Source organism: Desulfofundulus luciae (assembly GCF_030813795.1).
GTDB lineage: Bacteria > Bacillota > Desulfotomaculia > Desulfotomaculales > Desulfovirgulaceae > Desulfofundulus > Desulfofundulus luciae.
This window is the reverse complement of record NZ_JAUSUX010000002.1, coordinates 162,373-179,594: the sequence shown is the minus strand read 5'-3', so window position 1 is coordinate 179,594 and position 17,222 is coordinate 162,373. Positions and strand designations below refer to the sequence as shown.

The 17,222-nt window shown below is 55.8% G+C and carries 17 protein-coding genes; 4 read left to right on the top strand and 13 right to left on the bottom strand.

Features of this window, described 5'->3' with window-relative positions; translation table 11 throughout:
• Positions 1 to 35: 35 nt before the first annotated feature.
• From spoIIE to J2Z49_RS02290, 4 genes are all read right to left on the bottom strand, one after another.
• Complete coding sequence (spoIIE, locus tag J2Z49_RS02305; RefSeq protein WP_307399478.1) at positions 36 to 2,480, bottom strand: stage II sporulation protein E; 2,445 nt, start codon at positions 2,478 to 2,480, stop codon at positions 36 to 38.
• Positions 2,481 to 2,545: 65 nt separating this feature from the next.
• Entirely contained in the window at positions 2,546 to 3,451 is a 906-nt protein-coding gene (locus tag J2Z49_RS02300; protein WP_307399476.1) for a Ppx/GppA phosphatase family protein, read from the bottom strand.
• 93 nt (positions 3,452 to 3,544) lie between these two features.
• The gene (locus tag J2Z49_RS02295; protein WP_307399474.1) at positions 3,545 to 3,934 is read right to left on the bottom strand and encodes a S1 RNA-binding domain-containing protein; all 390 of its coding nucleotides are present in this window, start codon (positions 3,932 to 3,934) and stop codon (positions 3,545 to 3,547) included.
• A gap of 195 nt (positions 3,935 to 4,129) precedes the next feature.
• Positions 4,130 to 4,477 carry an FtsB family cell division protein gene (locus J2Z49_RS02290; RefSeq protein ID WP_307399473.1) on the bottom strand — a complete coding sequence of 116 codons (348 nt, stop codon included), beginning with the start codon at positions 4,475 to 4,477 and terminating at the stop codon, positions 4,130 to 4,132.
• 70 nt (positions 4,478 to 4,547) lie between these two features.
• On the opposite strand from J2Z49_RS02290, the gene J2Z49_RS02285 reads away from it, so the two are divergent.
• Positions 4,548 to 4,802, top strand: coding sequence for a hypothetical protein (locus J2Z49_RS02285; protein WP_307399471.1), 255 nt, complete (start codon positions 4,548 to 4,550; stop codon positions 4,800 to 4,802).
• Positions 4,803 to 4,931: 129 nt separating this feature from the next.
• On the opposite strand, the gene yabQ is transcribed toward J2Z49_RS02285, so the two are convergent.
• From yabQ to J2Z49_RS02240, 9 genes are all read right to left on the bottom strand, one after another.
• Positions 4,932 to 5,483 (bottom strand): spore cortex biosynthesis protein YabQ, encoded by a 552-nt coding sequence (gene yabQ / locus J2Z49_RS02280; RefSeq protein WP_307399469.1) that lies wholly within the window; start codon positions 5,481 to 5,483, stop codon positions 4,932 to 4,934.
• Between the two features lie 50 nt (positions 5,484 to 5,533).
• Positions 5,534 to 5,836 (bottom strand): sporulation protein YabP, encoded by a 303-nt coding sequence (yabP, locus tag J2Z49_RS02275; RefSeq protein ID WP_052303802.1) that lies wholly within the window; start codon positions 5,834 to 5,836, stop codon positions 5,534 to 5,536.
• Positions 5,837 to 5,892: 56 nt separating this feature from the next.
• Entirely contained in the window at positions 5,893 to 6,840 is a 948-nt protein-coding gene (locus J2Z49_RS02270; RefSeq protein WP_307399467.1) for a SpoIID/LytB domain-containing protein, read from the bottom strand.
• Between the two features lie 642 nt (positions 6,841 to 7,482).
• Entirely contained in the window at positions 7,483 to 7,764 is a 282-nt protein-coding gene (locus tag J2Z49_RS02265) for an HU family DNA-binding protein (protein WP_307399465.1), read from the bottom strand.
• Between the two features lie 39 nt (positions 7,765 to 7,803).
• A complete protein-coding gene (gene yabN, locus J2Z49_RS02260; protein WP_307399464.1) occupies positions 7,804 to 9,330 on the bottom strand; it encodes a bifunctional methyltransferase/pyrophosphohydrolase YabN in 1,527 nt (508 codons plus the stop codon).
• Positions 9,331 to 9,502: 172 nt separating this feature from the next.
• The gene (spoVT, locus tag J2Z49_RS02255) at positions 9,503 to 10,063 is read right to left on the bottom strand and encodes a stage V sporulation protein T (RefSeq protein WP_307399462.1); all 561 of its coding nucleotides are present in this window, start codon (positions 10,061 to 10,063) and stop codon (positions 9,503 to 9,505) included.
• Positions 10,064 to 10,260: 197 nt separating this feature from the next.
• Positions 10,261 to 10,404, bottom strand: a complete 144-nt coding sequence (locus tag J2Z49_RS02250) for a hypothetical protein (protein ID WP_307399460.1) — start codon at positions 10,402 to 10,404, stop codon at positions 10,261 to 10,263.
• Positions 10,405 to 10,426: 22 nt separating this feature from the next.
• On the bottom strand, positions 10,427 to 11,548 hold the full coding sequence (locus tag J2Z49_RS02245) for a YeiH family protein (protein ID WP_307399458.1): 1,122 nt from the start codon (positions 11,546 to 11,548) through the stop codon (positions 10,427 to 10,429).
• Positions 11,549 to 11,676: 128 nt separating this feature from the next.
• Entirely contained in the window at positions 11,677 to 13,017 is a 1,341-nt protein-coding gene (locus tag J2Z49_RS02240) for a YeiH family protein (protein WP_307399457.1), read from the bottom strand.
• A gap of 399 nt (positions 13,018 to 13,416) precedes the next feature.
• Between J2Z49_RS02240 and J2Z49_RS02235 the strand changes: the two genes are divergently transcribed.
• The 3 genes from J2Z49_RS02235 to J2Z49_RS02225 all read left to right on the top strand — a co-directional run bounded on the left by J2Z49_RS02235 (position 13,417) and on the right by J2Z49_RS02225 (position 17,213).
• Entirely contained in the window at positions 13,417 to 15,063 is a 1,647-nt protein-coding gene (locus J2Z49_RS02235; RefSeq protein ID WP_307399455.1) for a sensor histidine kinase, read from the top strand.
• Positions 15,026 to 15,640 (top strand): response regulator transcription factor, encoded by a 615-nt coding sequence (locus J2Z49_RS02230; RefSeq protein WP_307399454.1) that lies wholly within the window; start codon positions 15,026 to 15,028, stop codon positions 15,638 to 15,640. Before J2Z49_RS02235 ends, J2Z49_RS02230 begins: the two co-directional genes overlap by 38 nt.
• An 85-nt stretch (positions 15,641 to 15,725) precedes the next feature.
• Positions 15,726 to 17,213, top strand: coding sequence for a PAS domain-containing protein (locus J2Z49_RS02225; RefSeq protein WP_307399452.1), 1,488 nt, complete (start codon positions 15,726 to 15,728; stop codon positions 17,211 to 17,213).
• The last annotated feature ends 9 nt before the right edge of the window (positions 17,214 to 17,222 follow it).

Below are 17,222 nucleotides of genomic sequence, written 5' to 3'. Positions count from 1 at the left end.
AATGTGCTATCTTTGTGGACACTAAAAAAGCCCTCTCAGGAGGGCGTCGCCTTTTCCACCCGGGCTACCAGCACGGTCATATCATCGGCATTTTGCTTTTCCCCGCCCGCCCCGGTCTGGGCCAGCTTAAGCAGCAGATCGGCCATTTCCTGGGGGCTGAAGTCGCTTATTTCTTGGAGCACACCAATGATCCAGTCTTCTTTATCCCCCGGTCCGCGGTAAGAGTCGATGATGCCGTCACTGACCATGACCAGCACGTCTCCTTCCAGAAGAGTCCTGGCCACGGAAGCCACGTCAATGTCTTTGATAATGCCTACCGGCAGGGAACTGGCGCGGATCATGCTGACCCGCCTGTTTCTAATTAGAAAGGCAGGTGGGGCGCCAATCTTGACAAAATCGGCCTGGCCTTCGTAAAGGTCCAGCATGGCCATATCCAGGGTGGCAAAAGTTTCCCCGGGGGAACGGAGGATCATTATGGAATTAACGGTTTTTACGGCCAGGTTGCGGTCCAGCCCCGTTTCCAAAAGCCTGCCCAGCAGGGACACGGCCGTACTGCTTTCCAGGGCCGCCTCCGCACCGCTACCCATGCCGTCGCTTAAGACCAGGGCAAACTTGCCTTCCCTTAAGGGCAGGAAAGCGTAACTATCCCCGGAAACGGAGCTACCATTTTTACCTATCCCGGCCACCCCCACATTAAGGGCAAATTTCAGCCCGCTGTACAGGCGGAAGGTACACCACTGCTCAGGCCTGAACACAGGACACTGGCTGAAGGGCAGGGCGAAGGACTCCCCCATCAACCGGGATACCAGCGCCGCCAAATCCATGCATTCATGCTGCCGCTCGCAGGCGCTGCGGGTGATCATGACTTCCGTTTTGCCGTCCCCCTGGCGCTGGACCCGCACCTCAGCCACGGGGACCCCCGCCTGCTTGAGCTTTTGTTTCAGCAGTTGCTCGTCGCCCGTAAGGGCCTGTACCTCAAATTCCAGTTCCGAGGTAAGATTTTCAATAATTTGGGCCACGCCCTTCAATTGTTCGGAAACTATCTCCCTGCTCTCGGCCAGTCTTTTCAACCAGTAGCGGTTAAGCTTATAGGTTTCATACAGGCAGGTGACGGTAATGGCCAGTTCCTTCGGCCGGGAACAGCGCCTTTTAAGCGTTTCCGGAAGGTCCGCCCCGCCAACCTGCCCGTATATTTCCACCAGGGCAAAGAGATCCAGCAGGCTCTGGTAGGTGCGAAAAAACTCCCATTCCCAGCAGGTGCGGTAAAGACCGCACCCCTGGCACACCCTGGCGGCAATCTGGTTAAATAAAGATTGCAGGGACGGTTCTTCCTGCTCTTGAGGCGCCGTGGTACAACTTTGATTAAAACTGCGGGAAAGTTCGTCGAAAACCAGGGACCAGTTGCGCATGCGGCCGGCAACCACCGCCTGCACCCGGTCCGCGGCGGGTGATGCCCCCTGCGCCCTCAGAACCACGGGGAACAGGGACTTACTCAAAGAGCCGATGTAGCGGCCCGGGATGAGCAGGAAAAGCAACACGGCCAGGGCAGTTTCCCCCATCACGGCAGTCAGATCCCCGAAATTGGTCAGGTAAACGGATAGAATGACATTGCTCAGAAGAAAACCCAGAGCAACCCCGGGCCTGCCAAAACCCCGGCACAACCCGGCCAGCAACCCCGCAAAGGAGTAGCCGCCAATCATGGCCGGAACTGCGGTATAAACCAGCCCCGGAAGGATGCCCACCACCGCCCCCACGGCGGCACCCAGCCCCACGCCTCCTAAAAGAGCGGCCAGCAAAATGATTAACCGGCTCAGGAGCCCCTTTAAAGTAAACATGGCTACCTGCAAGTCGCCTGTGCCGGCCACCACCGCCGCCAGCAGCGCCAGCATGGAAAACAACTCTTCGCCCGTCAAGGAGGCCAGGCCGGTAAGCTTGTCCAGGGCAGGAAGGCCCACAAGAAAAACCAGCGTTAAAAGGGCGGCAAACCCGCCTTCAAAAAAGATGGTAATGTACTGGTACGGAGAAGGCCCGGTAAAGGCCAGCACACCTGCTTTGATGACTACAGTCAGGGAAAAAACGGCAGCCGCTGCCACCAGCTGCGGCCTTTTAATGCCGCAGGGCATGGCCTGCACCATAAGCCAGGTAAACGCCACGGCACCCAGTGCCCCGGCCAGGGACAGGCCGGAGCTGACGGTGGCCAGGCCGGCACCCACCCCCAAAAGGGCGGCCGGCCCGGCCGCAGGAAAGGTACGGGCCGCAGCGGCCACAAAGGCAGCCGCGCAGGGAACAATTTCACCCAGCAAGACGGCCCGGCCTAAAAAAAAGCCGGCAATAAACAAAAGAAGTCCCTCGCGGGTTAGGAACGCTGCCCCCGCCGGCCTGCGCAAAAAATGCCAGCGTTTTCGTTTTTTCGGCAAACGCTTTTTTTCTCCACCCTGTCCTGCCCGCTGGTAGGGATAGACGTTGATTTCCTCCGACACAAATGCCACCCCTTATTTCTCCCCTAATTGAAAATTATAGTACAGGGGGTGGGCATTTTTTGTCATCATTGGTAAATTACGACACTTTTTCTTTCGACACCGGACGCGGCCTGAATGGCCAGACCGTGCATAATGTCGGCTTCGCTCACCTGCAGGGAAGGCATGTCCAGTTCCAGCATCACCAATCGCACGATGCGCACTCCGGCGGTGATAATATCGGCCCTCTCCGGTTGCAGCCCGGGCAGGCGGCGCCGCTCTTCCGGGGTGCACCGGGAAAGGATGTCCACTATATCTTCCACATCCGCGCGGGAAAGCACGAAACCGTGTACCCGGGCCGGGTCATAAACCGCCAGTTTTTGCACCATGGCCGCGCACGTGGTGACCGTACCGCCCACCCCCACCAGGCGCCGGGGAGAGCTGAGCCGGACCTGGTCCAGCGTGGGCGAGAGGAGACGGCTGATGGCGGCATCGTCATGCCCTCCCTCGGTCATGCGCACCGCTCCTACATTGACGCTGCGGCAAAAAAGGGACCCCTCCCGTTGCCAGATAAATTCGGTACTCCCGCCACCAACATCCATAACCACAAGCCCCGCCGCATCCACCTCAAGCCCGCCCCGGACCCCCAGATAACTGAGGTAGGCCTCCTCTTCCCCGGAAAGAACCGCTACCTCCAAACCGACCTGGCGGGCTGCCTCCAGAAACTCTTCCCGGTTGCGGGCATCCCGCACGGCACTGGTAGCCGCCGCCACCACACGCTCCACCTGCAGGGGGTGTATGCGTTCCAGATAATGCTTTAAGGTTTCACAGGTGCGGGCAATGGCCTCTTTATGCAAATACCCGGAGCCAATTCCTTCCCCCAGCCTGGTGGTCACCAGGTCGAAATGAACCACCCGTTCCACTTTCTCCCGGTGGACGTCGGCAACCAGCAAACGGGTGGAATTGGTGCCGATATCAATGATCGCCACGCGCATAACCAAACCCCTTTCCCTGGTCAAAACTAAAAAAGCATTCCCTTTCTCGGAATGCTGTGATAACCGGTTTTGCGCCGGGTTTATTTGCCAGCGCTAAACAAACCGCCGCCCGGAGCCCCGGCCGCCCCGCTTGGCATCAAGGCTCCTGCGCAGGGACTGTTGCAGCTCTTCGCTCTCTTTAAGGAAACGGCTCAGCTTTTCCTCAAAGGAAGGCTCAAACCGCCCGCGCCGGGATGACCTTTCCCCGGAATCTCTGGCCTGCCTGATGGAAAGTCCGATTTTCCCGCGGGAATCAACGGAAATAACTTTTACCGTTACCCTGTCATTAACCTTTAAAAAGTGGTTGATGTCTTTTACGTATTCATCGGCCACTTCGGAAATATGCACCAGACCGGTTTCACCACCGGGAAGCTGAACAAAGGCCCCGAAGTTAGCAATACCGGTCACCACGCCTTCTAAAACGCTTCCCACTTCTACCGGCATAATTTGCGGTTTTGCCTCCCTTAATGTAGAAAACCTTGGTTAATTATATGCCTGGAAAAGTGTAAGTGTCAAGAAAGATTTTAATTGCCCCGAAATATCCCCACGGCTCGTGTCATCGCTTTTGCCGGTACCGGACGATGCTTCGTGGCCTGCTCCCGGAATCCCGGGGCTAATGCTCCAAAAACAGGAAAACTGTTAGTTCCCCGGCTTCACCGGTACAATGCGTGCCTCTCCCGGCTTTACCAGGCCCAGGCGCTCCCTGGCCACCTGTTCTATGTACGCATCCGACTGTACCAGTTTAAGCTGCTGTTTTAACTCCGCATTTTTCTTCTGCAGTTCCGTCAACTGAGCCTGGAGTTGCTGCAGATCCTGCTGCATGGCATCCAGGCGGTGGAACTGGGAAAAAAACGAGAGCAAAAGGTAACAAAGTAGAACCACCATCAGCAAGCCGGGCAGCCGGTTTTTGTTGAAACGCAGGCGCCGCCGCCCGCTATCAGACCGCGACGGAAAAGACCCGCTTTTCCGGTGGATGTAAGAAATCACTACCTGGCACCTCCCTAAATCAGGGCCCGCCAGTTGCCGCCCAGGGTAAAAACCACCTTTGCCTGGCCTTTTGCAGATATTTCAGGCTGAACCTTATTCAGAGGGTTATATTTTTTCTCCATTCAGTATCAAAAATCCTTTCCTGAATAAAAAAAGCACCATATATTTGTTATTCCGCCACAGTTTAAAAAGTCTATTTGCTGCGGCGGGCTGCAACAATCTGCCGGTAGCGGCTGGGAGGAACGCCCATGGCGCGGTTGAAAACCCGGCTGGCTTAAGGCATATTATTCAAGATAATTCCCACCTGGCCTGTGGACAATCATGACTGCACTTAGCACTTTATTGTGCTCGCAGAGCGGCCATAAAAAATATCGTTCACCCGGAGGACGAACGATCTGGACAAAACAGGCTTTTCGTATCTTTTTTGAAAGTTTTAATTTTTGTCAGCTTACGTTTACCGTCTTGGGCGCCACCGGCTGCTGAAGCGCTGCCACCGGGTACGCAACCCCCCGGAAAAGCGGTGCACGGGAGGGCCTAAGACACTTTTACCTGCCCGCCCAATCCCCCTGCCCGCCAGGCGTAATGCGCGCCCTCCCTGGGCCACAGGCCAGGCCACCAGGAAAAAAACGACCCTGAAAGGGAAGGTAAGTATACGAAAGAATGCCACCGTCCCGGCCGCAATTACCTGGATTGTCCGCAAGAAGAGGTAAATGCTCCGGTAAATAAAACGACGGGCAGCAGAACTAAAAAAGATCAGGTGTATTCCCGCCCCCAGGGCCAGTCCCAGGAAAACATAAAAGCGCACCTCACCATCATTGCCCACCAGTAAAAGGCCAAACACCACCACCAGCAGGAATAGCCAGAAGAGCAGGTCTCCAGCAAAAGTACCCGCTTTTTTAAGACGAAGCATTTCCCGCAAAACCCGGTAGAAATCGTAGGCAAAGCCCGAAATTAAACCGGTCAACAGGGTTAAAAGGAAGGCGTTTAATTGTTCTGCCAGAGTCACGGGCATCACCACCTTGGCCAGTAAAAAAAGCGCCGCCCGCGCTTATGTCCTTATTTCAACAGCCGTTTTAACACGTTTTTCCCTTTGGCCCTCCCCCTGCCCTTGTCTTCCTGAAACAAGAAGCTGGCGAAGAACCCCTCGGCGGTCAGATTGCCTTTTTGCAGGTCAAGCTGGGTGATATGCAAACCTTCGCCCTTCAAGGTCAGAAACCCCATGGTGGTGTCCAGGGTGATCTCGTTTTCGTCAAAGCTCTCCACGTGCCGCACGCCCTCAACCAGCAGGTACTTGCGGTCGGTCAACATTACTTTGTGCTTGCCTTCCACAGACCTCACCCCCGGACTGCTCACTTTCATATCTATGCACCCCGGCGGGTTTTATGCAAAAAAAAACGGTGGCGGGAACCACCTGTTTACTGCCATAACTTTCTAATTTCAATGTCCTTGAAATAAAAGCGGACGATATCCTCCGGAGAACGTCCTTTCTGGGCCAGCAGCCTGGCCCCCCACTGGCACATGCCCACACCGTGCCCGTATCCTTTCCCGGTGAGGACCAGGGCATTGCCCTCTATCCGGGCATTGGAAAGTAACATGGAACGCACCCATTCGCTCCCCAGGGCCAGGCGGAGTGCCGGGCCGCTCACGGTCACCCTGCCAATCCGCAACTGTTCGGCCCGGCCCGAGGGGCCGCGGCGCACTATCCGCACCGATGTAATTGGCCCCGGATCCTGCCCGGTAATCTTCGTTACTGCCGCCCGGACCTGTTCCAGGGGAATGCGTCTCTCCCAGTGCCGGTTCTCGGGCGTGGTAATGGACAGGCAGTTATCCCGCACACCTGCCCGCACATAGGGCGTGGGAGTCCTGGTGTAGGCCAGCCCCTCGGCCGCAGAGGCGGTCACACCACCATCGCAGGCGTTGAACCAGGCCTTGATATAGTTCCCCCTGTACATGGCTACCTCTCCCCGGGTGCGGGCCACGGCCTGCCGCACGTTATTGTTAATGCGGGCGGGATCGTAGGCCTGAAACTCCTGGACACTGGTAGAGGCATCGGTGCCGTGGAGTTTCTTTACCCGTCCGGCCCTGATGTTTTCCATGGTAAAGGTGCGGGCCAAAATGGCCTGGGCTGCCAGGGCATTGACCGGCCAGGTCGGTTCCATTTCCGCCGCCACTACGCCGGCCACATAGTCTTCCAATTTTATGTTTTTCCTTTCACCGGTTTCGTTCACATAGAGGCTGATGGTAGGCTCCCGGCCGGGAGCAGGGGGTGCCGGCTTACGGGGCGCCGCCCTGGTGCAACCGGCAATTAAAAGACCGATCAAGGTGGTGACAATAACTGCGCGGGTGAACACAGGCTTTAACATCTTTTCTCCCCCTCCGTAGCGAAAAAGGCATCGCTGGCATTTGCCCCTTATTTTTTGCCCGGAGGGGTAAAATTATGCCCACGCCGGCAGTGCCTGTCACACCTCCTTACCCTTTAAATTCCGTACGGCCGGCCGGTACGGTAACACGAAAACTGGTGCTTGTTGATGGCGGGGTACCGTCGTTATTACGCGTTTTAAAAACGGCTCTTTAAAATCAGCCCCACGCATTCCTGGACCAGGCGTCCTCACCTTTTGTGGAATACCCGCACCACCAACCATCTCCCCTTCAGCCGGCCCCTTAAACCGTCATGGCCCCCTCACCCCCATACCCATTCGCCATCGCCACCCCCGGCCGGTCCCCCGGCACAAAACCCTGAACCCGGGGTAAAGCGCCTCCCCCCCGGCAATGGACTCCCCTCTGCCTTTACCATGGATTCCGGTATGCCTGATCAAACACATACTGACCACCTCCGATGGTATTTATTGTTAATATTACCACAAGTACACACAGGAAGTCGATGGTGATTTCAGGCTAAAAAGAAATAAAATGGGGGCTGTCCCTTCAATTAGCTCGTCCATTCGCAATCATTTGCGCAGAAAATAAATAGAGGCCCAGTTTTCAGGCCTCTTTCTGCTTTACTTTTATGTAGCAGTTGAAACTGCATCCCGCAGGGCTTTGCCGGCTTTGAATACGGGAACACGGGCGGCTGCAATCTCGATTTCTTCCCCTGTTTGTGGATTGCGGCCCTTGCGGGCGGCCCGTTCACGAATTTCGAAGGTACCAAAACCGACCAGTTGAACCTTATCCCCCCGGGCCAGAGCTTCCTCAATGGCGGCAAGCACGGCGCTCACAGCCTTTTCGGCATCCTTTTTAGTCAGCTCTGTTTTCTCTGCCACCTGGGAAATGAGCTCTGCTTTGTTCATAAATACCCCCCTCAGAAGGTTTAGACATAGTCTGACTTATTATTCGCTAAATCTCCCGGGTTTCCTCCCGGCACGAAAATTATTCCGCTTTTTTTCTGCCCGTTCCACCTTCTTTGCTTCTTCCCACCAGGCGTCGAGCTGGTCCAGGGTAAAACTGGCCAGGTCCCGGCCGCATTGTCGCGCCCGTTCCTCTATGTACTGGAAGCGGCGTCGAAAACGGTTAACGGTCCCGTAAAGGGCCACTTCGGCTTCCACACCCAGCAGTCTGGAGAGGTTAACCACTGCAAAAAGCAGATCTCCCAGTTCCCTTTCCAGCTCCGCCTTCCTGTCCCCGGAAAGGGCCTGTCTTACTTCCTGCAACTCCTCGAAAACTTTGTCCAGGGCACCCCGGTAATCGGGCCAGTCAAAACCAACCCTGGCCGCTCTGGCCTGAATGGAACTGGCCTGTAACAGGGCCGGCAGGGAGCGGGGAACCTCCTTTAAAAGAGAGACCGGCCTCTCCTTGCCTTCCTCCCGCGCTTTAATCTGGTCCCAGTTGGCAAGAACTTCCGCGCTGTTCCGTACCGGAACGTCTCCAAAGACATGGGGGTGCCGGCGCAGCATTTTAGCGGTAATTCCCTTTACCACATCGTTTATGTCGAAGAAGCCCTTTTCCCTGGCCAGCTGGCTGTGAAATACCACCTGTAACAATAAGTCTCCCAATTCCTCACAAAGTTTATACATGTCTTCCTGGTCAATAGCTTCCAGCACTTCGTAGGCCTCTTCCAGCAAGAAGGGGCGCAGGCTTTTGTGGGTCTGTTCCCGGTCCCAAGGACAGCCCTGCTCGCCCCGCAGGGTGGCCATCACCTCAACCAGGGAATCCAATGGATAATGGCATTTCCCGGCTGCCCCGGGGCAGGGGGGAAGGTACAGGCTGGTCAGGTGATCAAACCAATCCAGCCGGTCCAGCTCATACAGGGGGTGTTCCTCAATCCGCTCAAGGTCAGGGACCCCTGCCGCCCGGATCACCGTCACCGGGTGGGCCGCGGGATAGTACTCCATGAGGGTTAATTTTACGTCCGAAGCCACCAGGCGGCTGTAGACCTGGAAGATGATGTTGGCTACCCCCGGTACCGGTTCCTGCCGGTCAAGGCGCAAACCATCCACCAGGTGCAACCCCTTGCCCGGATCCAGTCCCAGGGCGCTGCAAATCACATCCACAAAGCTCATGGCGGGAAGCACGTCCACCTTCAGGCCACGCCGGGGCCCCTCTTCCAAAACAATCCCCACGGCCTCTTCCGCCACCAGGGGATGGCCGGGCACGGCAAAAACCAGTGGCTCCCCGGCCGCTTCGCCGAGCAGGGTTTCGGCCATGCGCCGGTAGACGTCCTGAAAATCCCGGCCGGTTTCGTAGAGGTAATCAAAGGTTTCAAAGGAGATGCCTTTTTCTTTAAGCCAGGGAACTACCGGATGCCGCCCGGTGCGTAAAAACAAACGTTTCGCCCTGCGCAGCACCTCCCACACGGATAGGGGCAGGTGACCGGGATTGCCCGGCCCCAATCCAACCACGGTAATCTGTGCACCCATAATTAAACCCGCCGAAACGGGTCTTTCACCCCCCAATGTTCATATCGTCAGCACGGCAAAAATAATTATACATCAAGACGTTAATTTTAGATCCAATTGAATGCTTGAATGTGGGGAAAGAGATGTGTCGAGCGATAAGCACCCAATAAAAAAGTGGCCGGCAGGCCACCTTTTACTGTTCCATTTGTTTTGCCAGGAAGCCGGCTGCCGTTTCGGCCAGCTTCAACTCCAGTTCGCCCATTTTCACATCCGGTTCCCTGGAGGCCAGGATCACCGCTCCAATGGGATCGCCTTCGGCAATGATGGGGGCAATAACTTCCGCCGAATACCTGCATTCCCCTTCTTCTGCAGTCAAGCATTCCTTGCAGTAGGGATCTTCCCCGGGATTGTTGATGATCACTGCCCTGCGTTCTTCCATCACTTTCTCCACAGCCGCACCAATGGGTTTATTCAGGTATTCCTTCTTGGGCGCTCCGGCAACGGCAATAATGGTATCCCGGTCGGCAATACAGGCAATGTGCCCCAGGGCTTCATGCAGGGAATCGGCATATTCTTTGGCAAAGTCCCCCAACTCGCCAATGGGCGAGTATTTTTTTAAGATTACCTCACCTTCCCTGTCTACAAAAATTTCCAGAGGGTCCCCTTCACGGATGCGCAGCGTCCTTCTGATTTCCTTGGGAATCACTACTCTTCCTAGATCATCAATGCGGCGAACAATACCCGTTGCTTTCATGGTCACCCTTCCCTCCCTTTTTTGCAATCTGGCGCGATTGAACTCTTCCAGTGATAGTATATAACAGGGGGGAAAGAGTTATTCATTTTTTTCCAATGTAAAACAAATATTTTTCATTTTTGTGGACAAAGGATTTTTTTTCCGCTTTTGCCGGATAAATCTCTTTCCCTGTCTACCGGCGGCGGGGTTCCGCCATTTTAAAAAAATAAGAGAATGATGATCAGGATTAACGCCGCCAGGGAAAGGGCCAGATAGTCCTCCATCCTTTCCGTAAAAAACACGAAAAAAATTTCTTCCCCATCCCCCGGGGGATCTTCGTTTTTATCCGGATATAGCAACATTTCTAGCACCCCTTTTCCTTTTTCAGGGCTCCCGCGGCACAAACAGGATCACCACAATGAGAGCCAGCAGGGCCTTCAGGAAGGCGGCCACTGTGCCCACCAAAAGCGGCTTGCTCCCCGCCCGGCGCAATTCAGCCAGAGATATCCGCATCCCCTGGCCGGCCAGGCCGATGGCAAAAAACCAGCTGTACAGGTGCCGGATGATGGTGAGTTCCCTGGAAGGCGGCGACGTGGGCCCCAGAAAGCCAAAAGAAGTGAGCAAAACCATGGTCAGAAAACCCAGCACAAAAACGGGAAATCTACTCCACAGGCCGGTATTAATGCTGACTTCGTCCTCCACCGTAAAGTAGCGGCTGGCAAACAGGGCCAGGAAAAGCACCACGAAGGGCAGGAAAATTACCCGCGTCAGGTTGTAAATCTCCCCGGTTTTCAGGCTTACCGAAGGATGGGTAACGGTACCCGGGTCAAAGGTGAGACATACCGCCAGAACCTGACCGGAATTCATGATGCCCGTGCCGGCCCATACGCCAAACTGGTGGGGGCTCAAACCTGCCAGCGTACCCACCACTGGAAAGACAAACAGGCTAATCAGGCCAAAGAAAAGAATGGTGGCAATGGAGTACACCACGTCGGTGTTCCTGGCCCGCACCGCCGGGGCGGTGGCCAGAATGGCCGAAACACCGCATACCGCCGTGCCTGCCGCCAGGGTGGCCGCACCGGCCGGGTCCATACCCACCCTGTTACCCAACCAGACGGTGAACAACAGCATAAAGACGATAAAGCACACAATGATGATTGCCGCCGTGCTGCCCAGTGCAGCCAGATCCATGACGCTGTAAAGCGAACCCAGTAAAATGACGCCTATTTTAATGAACAGGCTGGAAGTCCGGATGCCTGCCGCCGCCCAGCGGGGTATGCCCAAAAGATTCCCCACCAGCATACCCAGGATAATGGAGATAAGAATGTGGTTCAGATGAAGAATATCAATAAACACCCTCCTGGCCAGAGGGCTGCCGGCGAGAAGACTCTCCAGCCCCGGCCACCAGGGCAATCCCAAATCGCCTCCGCCCCGGGCCAGAAAGGCAATGGCCAGCATGAGCAAAATACCGGGGATAGTTTTGGCGAAAATAATAATCTTGCCCACGAAACCAGCCCTCCGGGGAGAAATGGCAAAAATTCATATAAACCTTTTTTAATTTTAGCAAAAGGGAGGAACAAATAAAAGCCCCGCCCGGTACAGGGGCAGGGCACGGCAGGCATGTAAACATTTCGTCAAATCTTCGCCCAGTAATGGCCGAAGATGAGCACCGACAGGACGTAACCCAGGGGCACGTTTACGGCCACGCCCAGGGTAAAGGCAGCCAGGGGCTTCCAGCCGAAGGCGGTCAGTTCCCGGAAGCGGGTGGTAAATCCGATAGAAAGGAAGGTAAAGACAAAGGTCCAGGTGCGTAAAGTCTTGATGGGTCCGATAACCTCGGGGGTAAGCACCTTTTTAAATTCCGCCGGTGAAAACTGCATGGCCACAAAGGTCATGATCAGGGAAGCCAGGAAAAAGCCGATGACAAACTTGGGGAAGCGCCACCATACTTCCATGGCGTTTACCTTTTCGCCCTGTCCGGCGGAGCAGCTACGCTCCCACACCGTGCAGGCGATAATGGCCATGATCAGCGACCACAGGCCGATCCAGATGTCCCGGCCCACCACCTTCATCAGGGTGAAGGAACGGATGGCCGCTTCGTCACCGATGGCCGCAGCCGCCGCAAAACCGGCCGCATCGGCAAATTCGGAAGTGCCGATCCAGGCCCCGGCGATGCCGGGCGGCATGCCCATGGCCTTGGCCGCCAGGGGCAGAACGATAATCATTATGATGGCCCAGATGACCACCAGGGAAATGCCGATGGAGACGTGTTCCTTTTTGGCCTTCACCGCACCACCCAGGGCAATGCAGGCCGATACCCCGCAGATGGATCCGCCGGCGGCCAGGGTGGCACCGAAGCGCCTGTCCAATCCGAACAGCCGGGTGGCAGCAAAGAAGATGGTCAGGAAAGTCACCACCGCCACAATGGTGGCCTGCAGGAAGGCCACCGGCCCGGCCTGGATGATCAGGGTAAAGGGCAGCGTGGCACCCAGCAACACAATACCGGTCTTGACGTAAAATTCCGTGCGGAAGGTGGTATCCAGCCATTTGGGCAGTTTGAAGGCGTTACTGACGATCATGCCCAGCAGCAGGGCTAAAAGGGGTGGCTCCAGGTTCAGGTCGATGGCCGTCTTCCAGGAGCCGACAACCAGGATGATCGTGGAAATAATGAAAAGGATGGTGAAGCCGGGAATGAATTCCCCTGCCTTGAAGCCCATGACTGCGCTGCTTATGGTGAAAAGGGCGATAAAGAGTACATAAAGCCCGACGTACCAGATCCATTTGGCAGCGAAATGCTTGGAAACTTCACTGAAATCCACCCAGGTGGGCGGCGCCACGGCAATGGATTTGATGGAACTGCCGGCATAGAAGAAGATCAGGGCGGCCAGCACAACGCCCAGGCCCATCCAGATGGCCCAGTAGTCTTCTTTTTTCCAGAGATCGGACCACCCGTGGGACTGCGGTACTGCAGGCATGCCCGCACCAGCTTTCATTCCGGCACTTTGTGCATGACCATTCATTTCTTTTCCCTCCCCATAACGAAACTCCGCTTTCACGCTTGTGCTCACAATCCTTTAAATCTACACTTTTTTCCCGTTTCTGCTAAAACACCTCCACTTCTTATGCCTTTCATTAGTTAAGCTTATCTTAGAGCACCTTCGCCAGAGGATCAACGACTGCAGGGCAGGATGAACTGAATGGTCAAACAAACGAATCATTTTATTCACAAAGATGAACTTTTTGGTTCATCAAAAGGAGCGTTTCGTGCCGTTTGCCATGGTGATTTTGGAAAGGGATGCCGCATCCCGCCCATAACCAGAAGATTCCCGCAGGAATTATACCGGCCCTGCCGTATCCTTTATTTTTAATGGAAGGTGACGTCAGTGAATCAAAACCGGACCTGGTGGCCGTGGGCATTGTGGTTTATCATGATCCTGCTGCCGGTTTTGCTCTTGCTTTACACAGGTTATACCCTGCCCCGGCAGTTAAGCCGGATCGAAGTGGAACTGCAGCGCCAGATTAAATACCAGGAAATAGCATCGAACATTTATCACCTGACCGGTGCCGGGCAGGATTATATCTTTTACGGTGATGCCCAGGCACTGAATGATTTCCGTCATTACAGCGTGGAAACGGCAAAAAGAGAACTGCAACTCTATAACCTGGTGGAACAATCCAGAAAGCAGGACGTGGCCGAGCTGATGGCCCTGACCAGGGCTTATACCTCCTTTATGGAAAATGAGGTGATACCCCGCGGGGTACTCGGACGGGACACCGGCCGGGAACTTTTGCTGTGGCAGCACCGTGACCTCAGCCGGCAGTTGGCCTACCGGGCCGCCGCCCTGGCCGGAGACGGCGGGCAGAAGAATAAAGACCTGCTGGAACGTACCATGGCTTCATTGCATAAAGAAAGCCTGCTGATGTTTTTCCTTTCCCTCCTTTCCCTGGGAGCGGTATTGTGGGCCAGCGCGGCGGCCCGGCCCCTGGCGGCGCGGTATTCCTGCCTGCAGGACCTGGTGAGGGACTCTTCCAGGGCCGTGATCTTTGTGGACCGGAAGGAAAAGTTACAGTATTTAAACCCGGCGGCGGAAAAATTATTTAACCTTTCCCGGGAAACGGCGGTTGGTAAAACCCTGGGGGACATCCTGATCCTGTACCCCCACTGGCAGAAAGTGGTCCAACCCATTTACCAGGCCCTTTTGCAGGAGGAAAAAACGGCGGACTGCCCGCTGAGCTATAACCGGGAAGGGAGCCGGCTGCTCTTGACCGTGGACTGCGCCCCGGTCTACCTTTTCGGCAAAACGGCCGGTGCCGTGCTCACCGCCCGGCAGGCGCCCGAACCGAAGGACGGCACCATTCTGCTGGACACCATTGAAAGGGAAAGAAAGCACCTGTCCATTGAAATTCACGACTGGATCGGCCGGTACCTGTCCAGCATCATCCACGGCCTGGACTACGTGCTGCGGGTACACGGGGAAAAGCTGCCGGAAGAGGTACAAAAGAACCTGTGCCTGCTGCGTACCCAGTGCCAGAATGCGGCCATTGATATGCGAAGTATCATGAACGACATTCACCCCTACCTGATCGAAAAGGTGGGGCTGATCCCGGCCCTGGAAACCTATAGCACCAATTTCGAGCGTCTCCATAACTGCAGGGTCTATATTTTCTACCACCAGCGCTCACTGCGCCTGGGCCGGGACAGGGAAATATTCATTTACCGCATTATTCAGGAAGCTCTTACCAATGTGGCCAGGCATTCGGCGGCCACGGAGGTGGACATCTACTTCAACGAGACAGGCGATACCCTGCAGATCGAGATCCTGGACAACGGGGGAATGCGGGAAGAGAAGCCCGTACCCGGAAAAGGACTGTGGGGAATGAAGGAAAGGGCCAGGTTTATCGGCGGGGACCTGGCATACGGCTTTAGGGACGGGGGATTCTGCGTAACCCTGACCGTACCACTTACTGACGGGGGGAAAGGCAGTGAAGAAGATCGGGATCATGCTGGTGGAGGATCATAACGTTTTCCGCGAGGGCCTGAAAAAGCTGATTGATATGGAAGAAAACATGCAGGTGGTGGCCGAGGCCGATTCCTGCGCCGCGGCGCTACAGAACGTGGGCCCAAACGTGGATGTGATCCTGCTGGACATCGGCCTGCCGGACGGTGACGGCCTGGACCTGTGCGAACGTGTGGTCCAATCCCACCCCCATGTGAAATTTGTAGCCCTGACCACCTATGACGATGTAACCTTTATCCGCAAGGCCATGGAAAGGGGTGTACACGGGTTTGTACCCAAATATGCCTTTTTTGATGAGATCCGCTCGGCCATCAATATGGTGTACAAGGGCGGAACCTACCTCTATCCGGGGTTGCAGGCTGAACTGCTGTTAAAACCCGACAGCCCCGTGCTGACGGACCAGGAAACCAGCATTCTGCAGCTCATTGCCCGGGGCGAAGACCAGAAGGAAGTGGCGGCCAAACTTTATATCAGCCTGTCCACCCTGCGGCGCCGCATCCGGGGCATCTGCACCAAGCTGGGGGTGAGGACGCTGGAGGAAGCCCTGGCTGCCGCCGCCCGCAGGGGACTGGTAAGGTAGTGCCGGCCTCCTGCGACATCCCGATCTGTGAGGCAAACCGGGCAAGCGCAGGAAATGAATCGTCCGGCAGTTAAACAAACTGGTAGTGGCGGTGGATGCGATGAAAAAGTCCCTGACGGTAAACAGCGCCTGGCTGATGTTTATAATGCTCTTCTTCCTGACTATCATAACCATGCTCTTTGTCGTGGAATTCCGCTTTTTAAAAGGCATCATGAACGACTACGAAGAAACCATCCGCCAGGTGGCCGTCAATAAAACCAGCTTCTTTCTCAACAACCTGCGGGGAGTCACCGAAGGGGCCGCCCGGAAACTCAACGGCCGGCCCGACAGGAACGCCGCTCTAAAAGAGCTGCCCCTTTTCGATCACCGCATTACCGGCGCATACATTCTGGACGCCACAGGACGAGTGGTGGCTCGAACAGGGATACCCCCTGGAGACCTGCCGCTGGAAAAGTTCCGGTCCCAGCCACCCCGGCAGGGGTCCCGGGTGCTGGGGGTGCATGCCGGTGACGGCGCTCAAACGGTGGTAACCGTGGTCACTCCCCTGGGGAAGGAATGGCTGGCCCTGGACTTCAGCATTATGGACTTTCAACAGGAGCTCTCCCAGGAATTCCTGGGCAACACCTGCAGGGTGGCCGTTTTTGCCGGTGGGAAGACTCCCGTGGTGTGGCCCTTTGAACGGGAATTGCTGGACCAGTTCAGCGGCCGGGAAGAAAAATTCTATGCCAACCAATTAGCATATGACGTAAATTTCCTGACCATAGGTGATCCTCCCTGGCAACTGTACTTTTTTTTGCGGGAAAATAACTTCGACACCTACCGCGTCATTACCATCATGTTATTGCTATTTGCCCTCTACTGCTGCCTCTACCAGTTCCTGGTGGAACTGTGGGGGGTGAACAGCGCCCGGACCTACTTCGAAAACATCGATTTTAACATCTTTAACCATGTGCATGAGGGAGTGATTATTTCCAACAACGCCGGGCGGGTGCTCTTTGCCAACCAGGCGGCCCATGAGATTTTCAGCGCAAAAGGGCCCTTGAAGGGAGCGAAATTAAAGGAAATACTGGGACATATCGGGGACATCCCGGGCGAAAAGAACCGGTACGGCACCCTGACCCTGAAGACCGCCGACCGCCTGCTGGAGGCCATTCACTCGCCCATTGTGAAAAAGGGCAAAGTACTGGGGGCGCTGACGGTAATCGGTACCGGCGGCAGGGAGGAGGAAACCTGCGGCCGGGTTCTGTCCCGCCTCATGGAAGCCCTGCCCCAGGGAGCGGTCTATGTGGACCGCAATCACAGGGTGGTCCAGGCCAACCTGATGGCCCGCTGTTACCTGGGCAGCCTGGAGACGGGCATCAGCATAGATGCCGTGGATCCCGAGCTGGCCGGTTTCATTTACCGGAACATGGGTTCCCGGTCTGTGAAAAGGGTACACCTGGACTCCCGCAACCTGGACGGGGAAGTGATTTTCGTCTACGACGACGAAGGGGTATACGCCGGAACGCTGGTGCTGCTGGAGGCTCTGGAAAAGGGGGAAAACCCGGCCTCGAGCCCACCCGTCCCCGGTTAAGTAACAAAA